This is a genomic window from Loktanella sp. DJP18 (genome assembly GCF_049310965.1).
GTDB lineage: Bacteria > Pseudomonadota > Alphaproteobacteria > Rhodobacterales > Rhodobacteraceae > Loktanella.
On record NZ_JBMERN010000011.1, the window covers coordinates 52,552 to 68,433 of the forward strand.

16 protein-coding genes are annotated in these 15,882 nt (G+C 64.5%); 9 read left to right on the top strand and 7 right to left on the bottom strand.

Going from position 1 to position 15,882, the window contains the following annotated elements:
• The 3 genes from ACOI1H_RS05205 to ACOI1H_RS05215 all read left to right on the top strand — a co-directional run bounded on the left by ACOI1H_RS05205 (position 1) and on the right by ACOI1H_RS05215 (position 2,035).
• On the top strand, positions 1-471 hold the full coding sequence (locus tag ACOI1H_RS05205; RefSeq protein ID WP_422435672.1) for a GNAT family N-acetyltransferase: 471 nt from the start codon (positions 1-3) through the stop codon (positions 469-471).
• Between the two features lie 77 nt (positions 472-548).
• Entirely contained in the window at positions 549-1,451 is a 903-nt protein-coding gene (gene argF, locus ACOI1H_RS05210; protein ID WP_422435674.1) for an ornithine carbamoyltransferase, read from the top strand.
• An 83-nt stretch (positions 1,452-1,534) separates the two neighbouring features.
• On the top strand, positions 1,535-2,035 hold the full coding sequence (locus tag ACOI1H_RS05215) for a DUF1993 domain-containing protein (protein ID WP_422435676.1): 501 nt from the start codon (positions 1,535-1,537) through the stop codon (positions 2,033-2,035).
• Between the two features lie 196 nt (positions 2,036-2,231).
• On the opposite strand, the gene ACOI1H_RS05220 is transcribed toward ACOI1H_RS05215, so the two are convergent.
• The 6 genes from ACOI1H_RS05220 to ACOI1H_RS05245 all read right to left on the bottom strand — a co-directional run bounded on the left by ACOI1H_RS05220 (position 2,232) and on the right by ACOI1H_RS05245 (position 7,971).
• Positions 2,232-2,675 carry an NUDIX hydrolase gene (locus ACOI1H_RS05220; protein ID WP_422435677.1) on the bottom strand — a complete coding sequence of 148 codons (444 nt, stop codon included), beginning with the start codon at positions 2,673-2,675 and terminating at the stop codon, positions 2,232-2,234.
• Positions 2,676-2,791: 116 nt separating this feature from the next.
• A complete protein-coding gene (hrpB, locus tag ACOI1H_RS05225) occupies positions 2,792-5,200 on the bottom strand; it encodes an ATP-dependent helicase HrpB (RefSeq protein ID WP_422435679.1) in 2,409 nt (802 codons plus the stop codon).
• A gap of 127 nt (positions 5,201-5,327) precedes the next feature.
• Complete coding sequence (gene rpmB / locus ACOI1H_RS05230) at positions 5,328-5,621, bottom strand: 50S ribosomal protein L28 (RefSeq protein ID WP_422435681.1); 294 nt, start codon at positions 5,619-5,621, stop codon at positions 5,328-5,330.
• 125 nt (positions 5,622-5,746) lie between these two features.
• On the bottom strand, positions 5,747-6,571 hold the full coding sequence (locus ACOI1H_RS05235; protein ID WP_422435682.1) for an alpha/beta hydrolase: 825 nt from the start codon (positions 6,569-6,571) through the stop codon (positions 5,747-5,749).
• On the bottom strand, positions 6,568-7,551 hold the full coding sequence (gene meaB / locus ACOI1H_RS05240; protein WP_422435683.1) for a methylmalonyl Co-A mutase-associated GTPase MeaB: 984 nt from the start codon (positions 7,549-7,551) through the stop codon (positions 6,568-6,570). The genes ACOI1H_RS05235 and meaB overlap by 4 nt, the downstream gene beginning before the upstream one ends.
• 117 nt (positions 7,552-7,668) lie before the next feature.
• On the bottom strand, positions 7,669-7,971 hold the full coding sequence (locus ACOI1H_RS05245; protein ID WP_422435684.1) for an arginine transporter: 303 nt from the start codon (positions 7,969-7,971) through the stop codon (positions 7,669-7,671).
• 300 nt (positions 7,972-8,271) lie between these two features.
• On the opposite strand from ACOI1H_RS05245, the gene lepA reads away from it, so the two are divergent.
• From lepA to ACOI1H_RS05275, 6 genes are all read left to right on the top strand, one after another.
• Positions 8,272-10,071 (top strand): translation elongation factor 4, encoded by a 1,800-nt coding sequence (lepA, locus tag ACOI1H_RS05250; protein WP_422435686.1) that lies wholly within the window; start codon positions 8,272-8,274, stop codon positions 10,069-10,071.
• 1 nt (position 10,072) lies between these two features.
• Positions 10,073-11,197, top strand: coding sequence for a hypothetical protein (locus ACOI1H_RS05255; RefSeq protein ID WP_422435687.1), 1,125 nt, complete (start codon positions 10,073-10,075; stop codon positions 11,195-11,197).
• A gap of 197 nt (positions 11,198-11,394) precedes the next feature.
• Positions 11,395-11,589 (top strand): hypothetical protein, encoded by a 195-nt coding sequence (locus ACOI1H_RS05260; protein WP_422435689.1) that lies wholly within the window; start codon positions 11,395-11,397, stop codon positions 11,587-11,589.
• A complete protein-coding gene (locus ACOI1H_RS05265; RefSeq protein ID WP_422435691.1) occupies positions 11,586-12,095 on the top strand; it encodes an alkylphosphonate utilization protein in 510 nt (169 codons plus the stop codon). The genes ACOI1H_RS05260 and ACOI1H_RS05265 overlap by 4 nt, the downstream gene beginning before the upstream one ends.
• Positions 12,096-12,156: 61 nt before the next feature.
• Positions 12,157-13,023 carry an NAD(P)-dependent oxidoreductase gene (locus tag ACOI1H_RS05270; protein WP_422435692.1) on the top strand — a complete coding sequence of 289 codons (867 nt, stop codon included), beginning with the start codon at positions 12,157-12,159 and terminating at the stop codon, positions 13,021-13,023.
• 57 nt (positions 13,024-13,080) lie between these two features.
• Positions 13,081-14,316: a glycerate kinase type-2 family protein gene (locus ACOI1H_RS05275; protein ID WP_422435694.1), complete on the top strand. Its 1,236-nt coding sequence runs from the start codon at positions 13,081-13,083 to the stop codon at positions 14,314-14,316.
• On the opposite strand, the gene ACOI1H_RS05280 is transcribed toward ACOI1H_RS05275, so the two are convergent.
• Positions 14,313-15,869, bottom strand: coding sequence for a PAS-domain containing protein (locus ACOI1H_RS05280; RefSeq protein WP_422435695.1), 1,557 nt, complete (start codon positions 15,867-15,869; stop codon positions 14,313-14,315). The genes ACOI1H_RS05275 and ACOI1H_RS05280 overlap by 4 nt on opposite strands.
• Positions 15,870-15,882: the final 13 nt, after the last annotated feature.

Genomic DNA, 15,882 nt, shown 5'->3' on the forward strand with positions numbered 1-15,882 from the left:
ATGTTCAGACCCATCACGCGGGCAGACCTGCCGATGTTCCGGCACTGGCTGGACCAGCCGCATCTGGGCGGCTGGTGGGGTGACAGCGGCACGGAAACCCGTCTGGTGGAAGACGATCTTGGCGGCGACGTCGTCGACATGCGCATCGTGGAATACAACGGCACCCCTTTCGCCTATATTCAGGACTACAACGCCCATGCCTTCGGCGCGCCGCAGTTTGCGCACCACGATGCGGACGCCCGCGCGATCGACACCTTTCTGGGCGATCCCGCCTATCTGGGGCAGGGCCACGGTGCCGGCTTCATCGCCGCCCGCGTCGCGGACCTGCGACGATCCTGCCCGGTGGTCCTGACCGACCCCGACCCCACCAACACGCGGGCCATCGCCGCCTACACCCGCGCCGGCTTTCGCCGCGACCGCATCACACCGTGTGAAGACGGCGATCCGGTGCAGGTGATGTTCCATCGCTGACCGGCCTTCAAACCGACAGATTTACCGGGGCAGGGACGGCACGCGTCCCAGACCCCGCCAAAGAAGAAGACGAACCCATGACCCATTTCCTCGATATCCACACCACGCCGCCCCAGGACCTGCGGTACATCATCGACGATGCCCGCCGCATGAAAGATGCGCGCGCCGGATTGCCCAAGGGGACACCCGACGCGGATCAGCCGCTGGCCAATCACATGGTTGCGCTGATCTTCGAAAAGCCGTCCACCCGCACCCGCGTCAGCTTTGATGTCGGCGTGCGTCAATTAGGCGGGCAGACGATGGTGCTGTCGGGGGCCGACATGCAGCTCGGTCACGGCGAGACTATCGCAGATACCGCCCGCGTGCTGTCGCGTTATGTCGACATGATCATGATCCGGACCTTCGAGGAGGCGACGCTGCACGAGATGGCCGAATACGCCACCGTCCCGGTCATCAACGGGCTGACCAACCGCACGCATCCCTGCCAGATCATGGCCGACATCATGACGTTCGAGGAACACAGCGGCCCGATCAAGGGACGAAAGGTCGTCTGGTCCGGCGACGGCAACAACGTCTTTGCCAGCTTTGCCCATGCGGCGAAGCAATTCGATTTCGACCTCGTGTTCTCCGGTCCGCCGCCGCTTGACCCCGAAGGCGCGCTCGAGGGGCTATACACCATCGAACGCGATCCGCAAAAGGCGGTGCACGACGCCGACCTTGTTGTCACCGATACCTGGGTTTCCATGCACGATCCCGCATCGGCGCGCGAGCGGCGGCACAATCAACTCCGCGGCTATCAGGTCACGGATGCGCTGATGGCGCAGGCGAAACCGGACGCGCTGTTCATGCATTGCCTGCCTGCCCACCGCGATGACGAGGTCACGTCTGCGGTCATGGACGGCCCCCATTCAGTGATCTTCGACGAGGCCGAGAACCGCCTGCACGCGCAGAAGGCGATCATGCGCTATTGCCTGACCTGACCCCTTGCAAAGCCCCGCGCGCGACCCTCATGGTGGCGCGCGGGCCGGGCTGAACCGACGCGCCAAACCGCATCGGAGCCTTCATGTATGCCACGACCATTCCGCCCCTGCAACGCAGCCTGACAGCACTTGCACGCATCCTGACCAAGTCGGAAAGCCACTGCACCGATCACAAGATCGCGCCCGAGGTCCTGCTGCAATCGCGGCTGTTCCCGGACATGCTGCCGCTGGTGCGTCAGGTTCAGTTGACCTGCGATTTCGCGACCCGTCTGAACGCCCGCCTTGCGGGGACGACAGTGCCAAGCCACCCGGACACGGAAACCACCTTTGCCGCCCTGCGCGCCCGCATCGCCGCCGTGCAGGCAGAGCTTGCCAACGCCACACCGGCGCAGTTCACCGAGGCCGCCACCCGGTCCATAACCTTCAGGGCCGGTCCGTCCGAAATGACCCTGTCGGGTCAGGATTATTACGCACACTACGCGCTGCCGCAGTTCTATTTCCACATGTCGATGACCTACGCGATTCTGCGCCACAACGGCGTGGGCCTGGGCAAGCGCGACTTCATGGCCGCACCGGAGGCGTGACGCATCGCGCGGGACACCGGAGACCACCGCCTTCGGTGTCCCGCAGCCGGTCATCATGAAGGGTAATCAAGCCAGATCAATCATGGGAGAGCGGCACGGATACCGCTTTCCGATCACATCGTCAGGACAAGCCCGCGCTTGACGGCCGCGCGGGTCTGCACTGAATGACGGGCGAATGCCCGGTCCCGGCTAAGCGTCAGACAGCCTTCAGCGCCTTGCGGAATCCCTTGTCCGCCAAGAGCTTCGCTGCTTTCGCGATGCTGACCCAGCGTCGATCGCGGCGGTTCTGTTCGGGGAACTTCCGAGCCAGATCGCGGACCTTCACACCGTAGACACGCACGCGGGCAGGCACTTCCTCGCCACTGTTGAATCGCTTGATGCCCAGGAACTTCGCAATCGGTTTCGGGGTCACCTGACCATCTCGCACGCCGGCTTCTTCCCAGGCCTCTTGAAGCGCCGCTTCCGCATCTGTCTTGCCATCCATCGGCCAGCCCTTCGGCAGGATCCATCGACCGCGAGAGCTCGTGACCAGCAGCACTTCCCGCCCATTCGGTCCCTTGCGGTGACACAGGGCTGCGACCTGAACGCGGGGTTCGGGAGTCACGGCGGCGGTCGTATCAAATTTCGGGGCGACGGTCATGCTCTTAACTCAATGGTACAAACGTTTCTATTTCTTTCATTTTAGGCCTCTTGCGCAAATTTGCAACATATACGCGAATCATGAAGCCGTGAGATCGGAAAAATGTGCGAAATTTGTCAAGTTCCGCGCGGCTTTGCCCGCAAAGTAGGATCAGCCTGCGTCGGGTCCTCTGGCCAGGGGTGGCGCGGGTAGCGTCCGCGCATGTCGCGCCGCACGTCCGCATAGCTGGTCGCCCAGAAACCGGGGATATCCTGCGTGACCTGCACCGGCTTTTGGCCCGGCGACAGCAGCGTCACACGCAACGGCGTGTCGCCGACCACCGGGTGCCGCGCCTGGCCGAACATCTCCTGTATCCTCAGGGTGATCTGCGGCGCGTCGCCGTCATAATCGATGGGAATCCTGCGTCCCAGTGGCGTCTCGAAATGCGCAGGTGCCGCCTGATCAAGCCGCTGCATCGCATCCCAGTCCAGCATCGCCCGCAGCGGCCCCGAAAGATCGAACCGCCCCCAGTCCGCCGCCGACCGCACGCCGCCCAGATGCGGCAGCAACCAATCCTCAAGCGTGGCCATCAAGGCCGCGTCGCTCATGTCCGGCAGCCCTGGCACCAGCGCCACCCGCGCCCGGAACCGCTGCGCCGCAGCAGAGGGGTGCAGGCCCAGTAGACGCACGCCGTCCAGCATCGCCAGCGCCACGGCCTCTGCCGGCGCATCGACCCAGCGACGGGCGTCCAGCACCAGCGCGCCAAAGCGTTCCTGCTGTTCCGTGACCACGCGCCCCGTGCGCCGGTCCCAGCGGCAGACATCGTGCCAGCCGATTGCAGTCCCGTGAACGGCGCGCAGTTCTGCCAGTCCGATGGCCGCCGCTTGGCGCACCTTCGCCTCGCGCGGATTGCCGTCCGTGTCGGTCACGACCAGCAACCGTTGCCCTGCCAGTGCATCGGTTGCATCCAGCACCGCCCCCTTGCCGCCCGACAGCAGGTACCGCGGATCGTCACCGCTGCGGTGAAGCGCCACCCGGTCCGGATAGGCCAGCGCCGCCATCTGCCCAGGGCTCAGGGCGGGGCCGTCCCGCATCCCCTTGGCCAGACGCCGGGCCTCGACCCTGATCTGCGCCAGGGCTGGCCCGTGCACCTCGGCTACCGTGCGGTCCCCGCGCAACGCGGCAAGGCGCAAGGACAGGTCGCAGCCCGCGCCACGCTGCGGATCGCGTGCCTCCAGCAGTGCGGCGAGCGGGGCGGCCTGTGCTCCGGCCACCGTCAGCATGTGACCCAGCCGCGGATGAACCGGTAGCGCCGCCAAGGCGCGCCCATGCGCGGTGATCCCGCCCTTTGTGTCCAGTGCGCCCAGATCGCGCAACAGGGCGCGCGCCTCGGCCAGGGCCACGTCTGGCGGAGGCGTCAGGAACGCCAGCGCATCCGTGCCCCACAGCGCCAGTTCCAGCGCCAGCGCCGTCAGGTCCGCGCTGACGATCTCCGGCGGCGCAAAGGCGGGCAGCGCACCGTCCTCGCCCTTGGTCCACATGCGCCAGGCGATACCCGGTGCAACCCGTCCGGCGCGACCGGCGCGCTGATCGGCTTCGGCGCGACTGACCCGTTCCGTCACCAGCCGGGCCATGCCGCTGCCCGGATCGAACCGCGCCCGGCGGGCGCGGCCCGCGTCCACGACCACGCGCACGTCTTCTATGGTTAGCGCCGTCTCGGCGATCGCAGTGGACAGCACGACCTTGCGTCCTGCCGCGACCGGCGCAATCGCCGCCCGCTGCGCAGCGAACGGCAGGGCTCCGTAAAGCGGCCTGACCGCGCAATCCCCCGGCAATCGCCCGCGCAGTGCCGCCTCCACCTGACGAATTTCGCCTTCGCCCGGCAGGAACACCAGTACGCCGCCCTCGGTCTGCGGCAAGACCTGCACCAGCAGATCCGCCACCGCATCGGCGATTCGCGTGCGCGGCGGCAGGGCACGGTCGAGGTGACGCACCTCGACCGGAAAGGCCCGCCCCTCGGACGTGACGACGGGGGCATCATCCAGCAGCGCCGCAACCGGGCCCGCATCCAGTGTCGCGGACATGACGACCAGCGCCAGATCGGGACGCAACGCGCCGCGCGCCTCCCAGACCAGCGCCAATCCGAGGTCGGCCTGCAACGACCGTTCGTGGAACTCGTCGAATATAATCGCGCCGATGCCGCGCAGCTCCGGGTCGTCCTGGACCATCCGCGTCAGGATGCCTTCGGTTACGACCAGAATGCGACAGTCCTGACCGACCTTGCTCTCGCCGCGCATCCGGTACCCGATGCGCGCGCCGACGTCTTCGCCCAGTTGCTGTGCCAGCCGCTCGGCCGCAGCTCTGACCGCCAGTCGGCGCGGTTCCAGCATCACGATCAGTCCGGCAAATCCAGCCTCCAGCAACGCCAGCGGCACATGGCTGGTCTTGCCGGCCCCCGGCGGTGCCTGCAACACGACTCGGCCATGACTGCGCAGCGCGGCGACCACGTCCTCCAGCACCTCGTCGATCGGCAGCGCGTCGGTCACAGCGGGTCCCTTGTTCATCTGGCAAGATAAACTCCCGCCAGAGGCTGGGCCGGCAGGCCCAATCATGCAAATGCAAAAGGCCCGGTGCTTGCGCAACCGGGCCTTTCGTCATTTCATCAGGACAGGCTTAGACCGTCGCGGCAGCGGTGGCCTTGGCAATGTCCTTCTTGACCTTCAAAGCGTCGGGTGACAGCTCTGCGTCCTTGGCCTTCTTCATGAAGGCGTCAAGGCCGCCACGGTGGTCGACCGTGCGCAGCGCCGCGTTCGAGATGCGGAACTTGAAGGTGCGACCCAGCACATCGGAGGCGAGGGTCACGTCCTGCAGGTTCGGCAGGAACCGGCGGCGGGTGTGGTTCTTGGCGTGGGACACGTTGTTGCCCGACATCGGGCCTTTTCCGGTCAGATCGCAGCGGCGCGACATGGGCATCATCCTTCGTGGCTTGGCGGGGACCATCGCGGTCCGGGCCGTCTTGAGGGGCGGCCACGGGGGCCGCCGATGGGTTGAAACGGCCCCCGCGAGGGGGGCGTGAATTCAGTCAGCAGCGCCTACGCAGAATCCCTGTCGTCGTCAACCCCGTCATCGGTGCCAGTCGTCAGTTTCGCAGCATTTTGCGCAGCCTGCGCCGCCAGCCTCGGATGCAGCCGACCGGCCGCATGGCTCAGGGCATGCCAATAAGCGACGGTCCCGCCGCGGCCCGCCCGGTGCGCCTGACGCAGGTGGGTGGCCCCGGTGGCGGGGCCAATCGCCAACGCCTGCACCAATCCCGCACGCCGGACCGCGCGCAGGACGCGGGTGCAGGGATGCCCGCCGCCGGGCAGGCGGATCAGCCGCACGCGCGGGAAAACAAGCTGCAGCATCCGCGCATGGGTCAGGTCGTTCAGGTTGAACGGGTCGATCAGGATGTCACCCTCCAACGCAGGATCATGCAGCGCCGTCATGTCGCCCAACCCCGGATCGAAGGCCCGCGCCTCGCGCCGGTAACGCGTCTCGAACGGGACGACACCGGGCGCGATGGACACCTGCGGCGACACGGCGACGACGTTGCCCAGTCCCAGCGCCCGCGCGAACCGGAACGCCCCGAAACCGCCCATCGAGAAGCCAAGCGCCCGCGCGATCCTGTAGTCGCCCCGCAGCCGCAGGCAGGCGGCCTCGAGGCTTGTCGTTTCGGCATTGATGAACCAGTCGTTATCGCGCGTGGCGATGATGAGCTGGTCGAATCCGGCGTCCGCGAACTGCCGCGAGGGGGCAACCTCTGCGAATCCGGTCCGGTCGAGGCGTCGATAGTCGAAAGTCACCATCAGCCGGTCGCTGCCGCGCCGGACCAGATCGGCGCGCAGATACGCGCCATCGAAGATCCGCGACAAGTTCATGGTTGGCGCAACGGTGCCAGGGCCGCCCGGGCGGCCACTGCCGGCGTCATCTCGCCTCGGGCCACCGCGTCCTCCAGCGTCGCCAGCCGTGCCGCCAGTTCGGGGTCGCGCGTCAGCAGGGCCAGCATTTCGGCGCGCAGGTCCTCCTTGAACCAGTGGCGCGCCTGGTCGGCCCGCACCTGCGCCAGCACACCGGTCTCGCGACGCCAGTCGGCAAGCGCCGTCATGTGGTCCCAGGCCTGCGCCAGTCCCTTGCCATCAAGCGCCGAGATCGTCATCGCCAGCGGGAACCCGTCCTTGTCCTGCGGACGCCGGCGCAGCAGCCGCAATGCACCGGCGTAATCGGCACAGGTCCGCAACGCCTGCGCCTTCAGATCGCCGTCGGCCTTGTTGACCAGGATCAGGTCGGCCATTTCCATGATGCCGCGTTTCACGCCCTGCAATTCGTCGCCGCCCGCCGGGGCCAGCAGCAGCACGAAAAGGTCGGCCATCTGTGCCACGACCGTTTCCGACTGCCCGACGCCCACCGTCTCGATCAGCACCACGTCGTAACCCGCCGCCTCGCACAGGCGCACCGCGTCGCGGGTGCGCCGCGCGACGCCGCCCAGATGCGTCTGGCTGGGCGAAGGGCGGATGAAGGCGTGCGGATCGCGGCTCAGATACTCCATCCGGGTCTTGTCGCCCAAGATCGATCCACCCGACCGGGCTGAAGAGGGATCGACCGCAAGCACCGCCACGCGCAGGCCCAGCCCTGTCAGCATCAGGCCGAAGCCTTCGATGAACGTGGATTTCCCCACGCCCGGTGTCCCCGACAACCCGATCCGCAGCGCCTGCCGGTCGGTGGAAAGCCCCGCCAACAACGCCAGCGCCATATCCCGGTGATCGTCCCGTCCGCTTTCCACGAGCGTGATCGCCCGCGCCAGTGCTCGCCTGTCGCCAGCCTGCACGCCGTCTGTCAGTTGGGGGATATCGAACCGCATGGCCCCTTTCTTATCGGTGCCGCGCCCTGTGTCCAGCCTCGGCGTGTCGGCGCTGCGCACCGATCGGAGGCGTTGCCTCCGAACCTCCGGGATACTTTTGACCAGAAGATGGGAGGATCAGCGGCAGGAGCGTTCCGCCCGGCCGGTGAACTGTCGGTAACGGGTCCAGAACGCCTCGTGGCCCGGATTGTCGGACTGGCGGATGTCCTGCGCCTTCTGCGGATCGTCGAAGAAGCTGGCGGCCAGCCGCTGGTCGCGCCGGGTCAGCGTGTCATTCGCCATCTGCTGCACGCAGGAACATAATGGTGAATTCGCGGCGGACCGGCCGGATGCCATGCAGGCCCGGCCCATCTCGCCACGCACGCCGGCGCCGCAGGAATTGAGGGTGATGAGGGCCAGGCCCAGAAAGAGGATACGCATGAAAACTTGCCTGCCTTGGTGACGCGCCCGTTTGCCGGTGTCATCGTCGGATACTGCCGTAAGATGACTATGCCAGCCCGTGTCGCACGTTGCAATTCCCGATTGCCCTGGAACGCCGTTTGACTCGTCGAGGATGGACATGCTCCGATGCCCGTGGCGAGGGCTGTCGATCCTGCGTGACCTTCGCGATCGGTTTCGCCCCCCCTGTTCCGGCTTGCAGCGAAACGCACCATGTCCCCTTGCAAAATCGCGCCTTCCGCGCCATTGACAGTCTCTAATTCAGACCCTTGGGGCCGCGCCATGACCGAACTCTCGCACATCCGCAATTTCTCGATCGTGGCGCATATCGACCACGGGAAATCGACGCTGGCCGACCGCCTGATCCAGTCCACCGGCACTGTCGCCGACCGCGACATGAAGGCGCAGATGCTCGACTCCATGGATATCGAGCGCGAGCGCGGCATTACCATCAAGGCGCAGACCGTGCGCATCGACTACAAGGCCGACAACGGCGAGATGTATGTCCTCAACCTGATCGACACCCCCGGTCACGTCGATTTCGCCTACGAGGTGTCGCGGTCCATGCGCGCCGTCGAAGGCTCGCTTCTGGTCGTGGACAGCACGCAGGGGGTCGAGGCGCAGACGCTGGCCAACGTCTATCACGCGCTGGACGCGGACCACGAGATTGTGCCGGTGCTAAACAAGATCGACCTGCCGGCCAGCGAATGCGACCGGGTCGCATTGCAGATCGAGGACGTGATCGGCATCGACGCCTCTCAGGCGATCCGGGTCAGCGCCAAGACCGGCGTCGGCATTCACGAGACTCTGGAGGCCGTCGTCCACCGTCTGCCTGCGCCGAAGGGCGACCGCGACGCGCCGCTCAAGGCGATGCTCGTGGACTCCTGGTATGACAGCTACCTCGGCGTCGTGGTCCTCGTGCGGATCATCGACGGCGTGCTGAAGCTGAAGGACCGCGTGCGGTTCATGTCGAACGACACGGTCCATCTGATCGACCGGCTTGGCGTCTTCAAGCCCGGCATGCTGCCGATGGATGAACTCGGCCCGGGCGAGATCGGCTTCTTCACCGCCCAGATCAAGGAAGTGCGCGACACCCGCGTCGGTGACACGATCACCTCCGAACGCAAAGGTGCCACGCAGGCGCTGCCCGGCTTCAAGCCCGCGCAACCCGTCGTGTTCTGCGGCCTGTTCCCGGTGGATTCCTCGGAATTCGAGGACCTGCGCAACGCCATCGACAAGCTGGCCTTGAACGACGCATCCTTCAGCTTCGAGATGGAAACCTCTGCCGCCCTCGGCTTCGGCTTTCGCTGCGGCTTCCTGGGCCTGCTGCACCTCGAGGTCATCCGCGACCGGATCGAGCGGGAATACAACATCGACCTGATCACCACGGCACCTTCGGTCGTCTACCACATCTTCATGAAGGACGGGACGGAGCAGGACCTGCACAACCCCGCCGACATGCCCGACCTGACCTATGTCGATCATATCGAAGAGCCGCGGATCAAGGCGACGATCCTCGTGCCCGACGAATATCTGGGCGACGTGCTGAAGCTGTGCCAGGACCGGCGCGGCGTGCAGCTGGACCTGACCTATGCGGGCAGCCGCGCGATGGTCGTCTATGACCTGCCGCTGAACGAGGTCGTTTTCGACTTCTACGACCGCCTGAAATCCGTGACCAAGGGCTATGCTTCCTTCGACTATCACCTGACGGGCTATCAAGAGGATGCGCTGGTCAAGATGTCGGTGCTGGTCAACGACGAACCCGTGGACGCGCTGTCGATGATGGTCCACCGCGACCGGGCCGAGATGCGGGGCCGCGCGATGGTCGAAAAGCTGAAGGACCTGATCCCCCGCCACATGTTCAAGATCCCGATCCAGGCGGCCATCGGCGGCAAGGTCATCGCGCGCGAGACTCTGTCGGCGCTGCGCAAGGACGTGACGGCCAAATGCTACGGTGGTGATGCGACGCGGAAACGCAAGCTGCTGGACAAGCAGAAGGCAGGCAAGAAGAAGATGCGGCAGTTCGGCAAGGTCGATATTCCGCAGGAAGCGTTTATTTCGGCGCTGAAGATGGACAGTTGATTTGGACCATAGTGAGGAAGATGCAAACTTCTTTGCGAAGCTTCGCTTCAAAGGGGATGTGTTTGAGGGAGAATATATTCCCGTAGCTGCACTACCTTCCGTTACTGCTTATCAAAAAACTCTCACTGAGATGGCCATTGCAATCTGGAGGGAGGATAATCCTGACAGAGTGAATTTACCCAAGAACTTTAGAAATTCATTTTCTCTTGGATTAGAAGGTATTGGGCAGGGAAGTAAGGTTGCGAGACTTCCGAGAATATATGAGGACGGTCAAGCTGTCTTTGGTGACATTGAATTTGAAGACATCTTCTTGGAAGCTCAAGAGAGGCTAGCTAAGATCGTTTCAGCGGCCAACCACAATTCACCATTCGAGCCTCTTCCATCTAATGTTCTTCATTCATTTGAGGCAATGAGGCGACCGCTGAAGGCTTCAGACAGTATTGAGGTTATTCCAACTTCTGAAGGTAAAAAGCGCCCAGAAAACTTTTTGCTAAGTAGATCAAGTGTTGCAAAGGTTGTAAGTTTTTCTTCAGAGAGGCGTCTTCAAGATATTTCAGGTCTTGGGTTTATCTCGGGAAAGAATGACAACCCTCCACAAGTAAAGATACTTGCTGATTGTGGACAGTTTCACTACCAAATGGAATTTCGCGAGCTTCGCGATGCCGTAGACTTTGAGCTTGGGAGAGTTGTCCAGTTTTCAATTCGGGCAGAGACTGATAACGCAAATCGGGTAACGCAGGTCATTGATCGCGTCGGTGTTTCCCCTGTTGTCCAAACGAAGCTGTCGGAGAAGCTTCATGTTCGATTGTTGACTTTGGAAGCCTCAGTTGATGATGATTTTCAATTTGGTAAAGAGGTTAGTCTTCGTGCAAGAGATTTGATCGATTATCTTGGACGTTTAAAGAGTGCAGTATCGTTATTTGCAACTGAAGAATCTGGCGTTATTTTTGAGTGGAAAGAGGATAGCTGCGCAATTAGCTTGGAGGTCATGAAGGATCAATATCTCTATGGTGTTAGCGACTTAAGCAACTCTGAATTCCGAGAGAAGTCCTATAAGATCATGAAGCCGATTTTGTTGAGGTCAGTTCTTCGACCCAGAAGCTTTGTCCGGGATGAGGTGTTTTAAGAGTGATGCCTTGTTTACATCGAAATGTTAATCCGAACCATGCTGATGATGATTTTGTTGTCACGATGCAGGCGTTTAGCCCCCAAAGCAAAGAGGACTATAAACTTAGTCTCGATAGTGAGAGTGTTTGGAGCGCTAGGGAAAGTTTTAACTACCGAACTAGAATTCTTGGCAGAAGTTCGTTGGGAGTTTGGACGTTGGATATAGAAGAGTTTCTCAAGTTAGAATTGCAAGTTGAGGCCGATCCTGTTTTGCCGCCTGATCCACCGAATCCATCTCACAGTTTGGTAGATTTTGCTCACAAAGATAAAGCCGCTAAACGTGATGCAGCACGCCGGTTGGCGGCAGCAGCAAACGAACGCGCGCTTTCCCAACTAACATTCAACCCATGACCTGCCCCCTGTGCGCCACCCCCAACACTCCGCTCATCCCCACACCCGTCCCCGGCGGGCCGGAGAATGCGAGCGTGGACCTCTGCGGCATCTGCATCGACCAGCATGACAACCCCACGAACCCGGACCACTTCCGCAGCCTTGCCACGACGATGTGGTCAGACGATCCCGCCGTGCAGGTGCTCGCCTTTCGCACGCTGCACAAGATCGACCAGCCTTGGGCGGACGATCTGCTGGGGCAACTTTACCTCGACGACGACACGCGGGCCTGGGCCGAGAATGTGGCAGGCGAGAGCCAGCACACCGATGCCAACGGGGTGACGCTGCACACTGGCGACACGGTGACGCTGGTCAAGGACCTGACCGTCAAGGGTGCCAACTTTACCGCCAAGCGTGGGACGGCGGTGCGGCGGATCTCCCTCGTGGCGGACAATCCCGCCCAGATCGAAGGGCGGGTGGAAGGCCAGCGCATCGTGATCCTGACGGAATTCGTGAAGAAGTCCTGACAGCCGCTTCACATCCGCGCCAAAACCGCCATGCTGCCCCCGAACATTCGGGAGGCACGACATGAAGCTGGCATTTCTGGGACTGGGCGTGATGGGCGCGCCGATGGCGGGGCATCTGGCCAAGACGCACGACGTCACCGTCTATAACCGCACCGCGGCCAAGGCCGAAGCCTGGGTCAAGGCCCACGGCGGCGCTGCGGGCGCAACTCCGGCCGAGGCCGTGCAAGGGGCCGAGATCGTGCTGTCCTGCGTGGGCAACGACGACGACCTGCGCAGCGTGACGACCGGCGCAGACGGCGCCTTTGCCGCGATGGACAAGGGCGCGCTTTACGTCGATCACACCACTGTCAGTGCGGCGGTGACGCGGGAACTTTATGACGCGGCCAAGGCGGCGGGACTGGGGTTCGTGGATGCCCCGATCTCTGGCGGGCAGGCGGGGGCCGAGAACGGGCAGCTGTCGATCATGTGCGGCGGCGACCCCGCCGACTACGACCGGGCGGAACCCGTGATGCAGGTCTATGCCAAGCTCTGCCGCCGCATCGGTGACAGCGGCGCCGGCCAGATGACCAAGATGTGCAACCAGATCGCCATTGCGGGGCTGGTGCAGGGCCTGTCCGAGGCGCTGCATTTCGCGGAAAAGGCCGGGCTGGACGGCGCGGCGGTGGTCGAGGTGATCTCTCAGGGTGCCGCCGGATCGTGGCAGATGTCCAACCGTTACAAGACGATGCTGGACGATCACTACACCCATGGCTTTGCGGTGGACTGGATGCGCAAGGACCTTGGCATCTGTCTGGCGACGGCGGACGAGAATGGCGCCAGCCTGCCGGTGACGGCGTTGGTGGACCAGTTCTACAAGGACGTGCAGAAGCTGGGCGGCGGACGGTGGGATACCTCGAGCCTGCTGAAGCGCTTGCAGGCGATGGGGTAGGGCGCAGGCATGCCACCGATGGATCCGGGCGGCGCACGCGAGAGGACGGAGCCTGCGATGACCCCGCAACACCTGCTGCGGGCAATGTTCGCCGCAGGCGTTGCCGCCGCCCAACCCGCCCTGTGCGTGCCGCCGCATCTTCCGGCACCGCCGAAAGGCCGCACGGTGGTCATCGGCGCGGGCAAGGCCGCCGCCGCGATGGCGCGCGCGGTCGAGGACGTCTGGACGGGCGACCTGACCGGGCTTGTCGTGACCCGCTACGGTCACGCGGTCCCCTGCGACCGCATCACGGTGCGCGAGGCGTCGCATCCGGTGCCCGACGCGGCAGGCCTTGCGGCGACGGCAGAGATGAAGGCGCTTTGCGCCGACCTGACGGCCGACGATCTGGTGATCTGCCTGATCTCGGGCGGCGGATCGGCGCTGCTGGTGGACCCGCAGCCCGGTGTTACGCTGGCGGACAAGCAGGCGGTGAACGCGGCGCTGCTCGCCTCCGGTGCGGACATCGGGCAGATGAATACGGTGCGGCGGCATCTGTCGGGGATCAAGGGCGGGCGGCTGGCCGCACTTTGCCACCCGGCGCGGGTCGTGACGCTGGCGATCTCGGACGTGCCGGGGGATGATCCTGCGATCATCGCCTCTGGCCCCACGGTCGGCGACGGGACGACCTGCGCCGACGCGCTGGCGATCCTGTCGCGCTACGGCATTCCGGCACCGCCCCTGTCGGAAAGCGTGAAGCCCGACGATCCGCGGCTGGAACATGCCGTATTCACGCTCGTCTCATCCCCGCTGATCGCATTGCGGGCCGCAGCGGACGTGGCCGCAGCGCAGGGCATCCCTTGCCATATCCTCGGCGACGCGCTGGAAGGCGAGGCGCGCGATGTGGCCCGCACGCTGGGGGCCATCGCGACCAGCGTCGCGGCCTATGGCCTGCCATTCAAGGCACCTTGCGTCCTGCTGTCGGGTGGAGAAACGACGGTGACCCTGCGTGGCGACACAAACGGGCGCGGCGGCCGGAACGTCACGTTTCTGGGGGCGCTGGCGGTCGCGCTGAACGGTCATCCGCGCATCCACGCGCTGGCGGGCGACACCGACGGCATCGACGGGATCGAGGATGTGGCCGGTGCAGTCATTGGCCCCGACACCCTGTCGCGCGCTCGCGCGGTAGGTCTGGATGTGCGCGCCTCGCTGGAGGCGAACGACGCCCATACCCTGTTCGCGGCATTGGGCGATCAGGTCATCACGGGGCCGACGCTGACCAACGTCAACGACCTGCGGGCCATCCTGATCACCTAGCCGGACACTCTGGCGGAGGCGAGGAAGAATGCGAGCGCCGCCGGATCGACGGGTTCGAGCAGCAGACTGACATCCATCAGGACGCAGTCAGCCCCCAGTCCCGGCGTGCAGTCGGCGGTCAGCATGCGGCAGGGCACTTGGCCGAACTGCGCCCGCAGCCGCGCGATCAGGGCAAGGCCTGCATGACCGTCGTCGACGGGCGCGTCGATCAGCATGGCGTCGGGCACCAGATCGATCTCGGCGAGCAAGGCGGCCGCCTCGGTCCCGCTGGCCACGTCCAGCACCTCGACACCCCAGCGTTCCATCAGGCCCGACAGGGCGCGGCGGGTCTGGCTGTCCGCCTCGACCAGCAGGACGATCAGGCCAGCCAGATCTGTGCCCGGCTCGGGCGCGGGCAATGCGGCGTCGCGCGGCGGCAAACCTGCGCGCGGCACCGTCAGGTGAAAGCAGGTGCCGCGCCCCAGACGCGTGTGCATCCCGTGGGGGTGGTCCAGCAGCGCGCAGGCCCGTTCCACGATGGCCAGCCCCAGCCCCAGCCCGTTGCCGGTATTGGCGGCCGGGTCGATGCGGTGGAATTCCTTGTAGATGTTTTCATGCTCGGCCAGCGGGATGCCGGGGCCGGTATCCCAGACCTCGATCCGCAGGGCATCGCCGTCGGTGCGGGTGCCGACCAGCACGCGACCGGTCCGAGTGTAGCGGATCGCATTGCCGATCAGGTTCTGCAGGATGCGCCGCAGATAGCTGGCATCGGTCTGCACCAGCGCGTGCGAGGGCCTGATCCGCAGGTCCAGCCCTTTTGCGCGCGCCGCCGGGTGCAACTCGTCGCCCAGTTGCCGCAGGACGCGGCCCAGATCGACGGCCCCGACGCGCACCGGGGCGTTGCCGGTTTCCAGTTGGCTGATGTCCATCAGGGCACCGATAATATCCTCGACGGAGTTCAGCGCATTCAGCGCTTTCGACAGGATTTCGGTCTGGGCCGGTGCCAGCGTATCGTCGGCCAGAGATGCGCAATACAGCTTTGCCGCCGACAGCGGTTGCAGCAGATCGTGGCTGGCCGCTGCGACAAATCGGGATTTCGACGCGTTGGCGCGTTCGGCGTCCGCCAGTGCCACGGCGATTTCGGCGGTGCGCGCTTCGACCCGTGCCTCCAGCAGGTCGTTGGCGGCGCGCAGTGCAGCGGCGGCGCGCCGTTCGGCGGTCACATCGGTAAAGCTGATGACGAAGCCGCGGTCCGGCATTTCCTGCGCAAAGATGTCGAAGACGCGACCCTGCCGCTGCCGCACCTCGAACCGCAGGGGCGGACGCGGGCCGCGATCCTCGACCCAGGCCAAGACGCTGGCGGGGCTGGTGCCGGACTGGATTCGCAACTCGTCCTGCAGGCGGCGGAACAGAAAGTCGAAATCTGCACCCACGCGGAATTGCGTCAGCTTCAGCGACAGCATGTTCGCGACCTGCTGGTTCCAACCGACCAGCCGGTTTTCCTTGTTGAAGATGCAGACGCCCTGATGGATGTGATCGAGTGTCGCGCGGATCAGCGCCGTGTGGTCGTCCATCAGGCGCGACCGT

What these genes read in the sequence shown, in the direction of transcription:
- ACOI1H_RS05205 (WP_422435672.1), top strand. Translation starts at nt 1, where the DNA reads ATGTTCAGACCCATCACGCGGGCAGACCTGCCGATGTTCCGGCACTGG.
- argF (WP_422435674.1), top strand. Translation starts at nt 549, where the DNA reads ATGACCCATTTCCTCGATATCCACACCACGCCGCCCCAGGACCTGCGG.
- ACOI1H_RS05215 (WP_422435676.1), top strand. Translation starts at nt 1,535, where the DNA reads ATGTATGCCACGACCATTCCGCCCCTGCAACGCAGCCTGACAGCACTT.
- ACOI1H_RS05220 (WP_422435677.1), bottom strand. Translation starts at nt 2,675, where the DNA reads ATGACCGTCGCCCCGAAATTTGATACGACCGCCGCCGTGACTCCCGAA.
- rpmB (WP_422435681.1), bottom strand. Translation starts at nt 5,621, where the DNA reads ATGTCGCGCCGCTGCGATCTGACCGGAAAAGGCCCGATGTCGGGCAAC.
- ACOI1H_RS05235 (WP_422435682.1), bottom strand. Translation starts at nt 6,571, where the DNA reads ATGAACTTGTCGCGGATCTTCGATGGCGCGTATCTGCGCGCCGATCTG.
- meaB (WP_422435683.1), bottom strand. Translation starts at nt 7,551, where the DNA reads ATGCGGTTCGATATCCCCCAACTGACAGACGGCGTGCAGGCTGGCGAC.
- ACOI1H_RS05245 (WP_422435684.1), bottom strand. Translation starts at nt 7,971, where the DNA reads ATGCGTATCCTCTTTCTGGGCCTGGCCCTCATCACCCTCAATTCCTGC.
- lepA (WP_422435686.1), top strand. Translation starts at nt 8,272, where the DNA reads ATGACCGAACTCTCGCACATCCGCAATTTCTCGATCGTGGCGCATATC.
- ACOI1H_RS05265 (WP_422435691.1), top strand. Translation starts at nt 11,586, where the DNA reads ATGACCTGCCCCCTGTGCGCCACCCCCAACACTCCGCTCATCCCCACA.
- ACOI1H_RS05270 (WP_422435692.1), top strand. Translation starts at nt 12,157, where the DNA reads ATGAAGCTGGCATTTCTGGGACTGGGCGTGATGGGCGCGCCGATGGCG.
- ACOI1H_RS05275 (WP_422435694.1), top strand. Translation starts at nt 13,081, where the DNA reads ATGACCCCGCAACACCTGCTGCGGGCAATGTTCGCCGCAGGCGTTGCC.
- ACOI1H_RS05280 (WP_422435695.1), bottom strand. Translation starts at nt 15,869, where the DNA reads ATGGACGACCACACGGCGCTGATCCGCGCGACACTCGATCACATCCAT.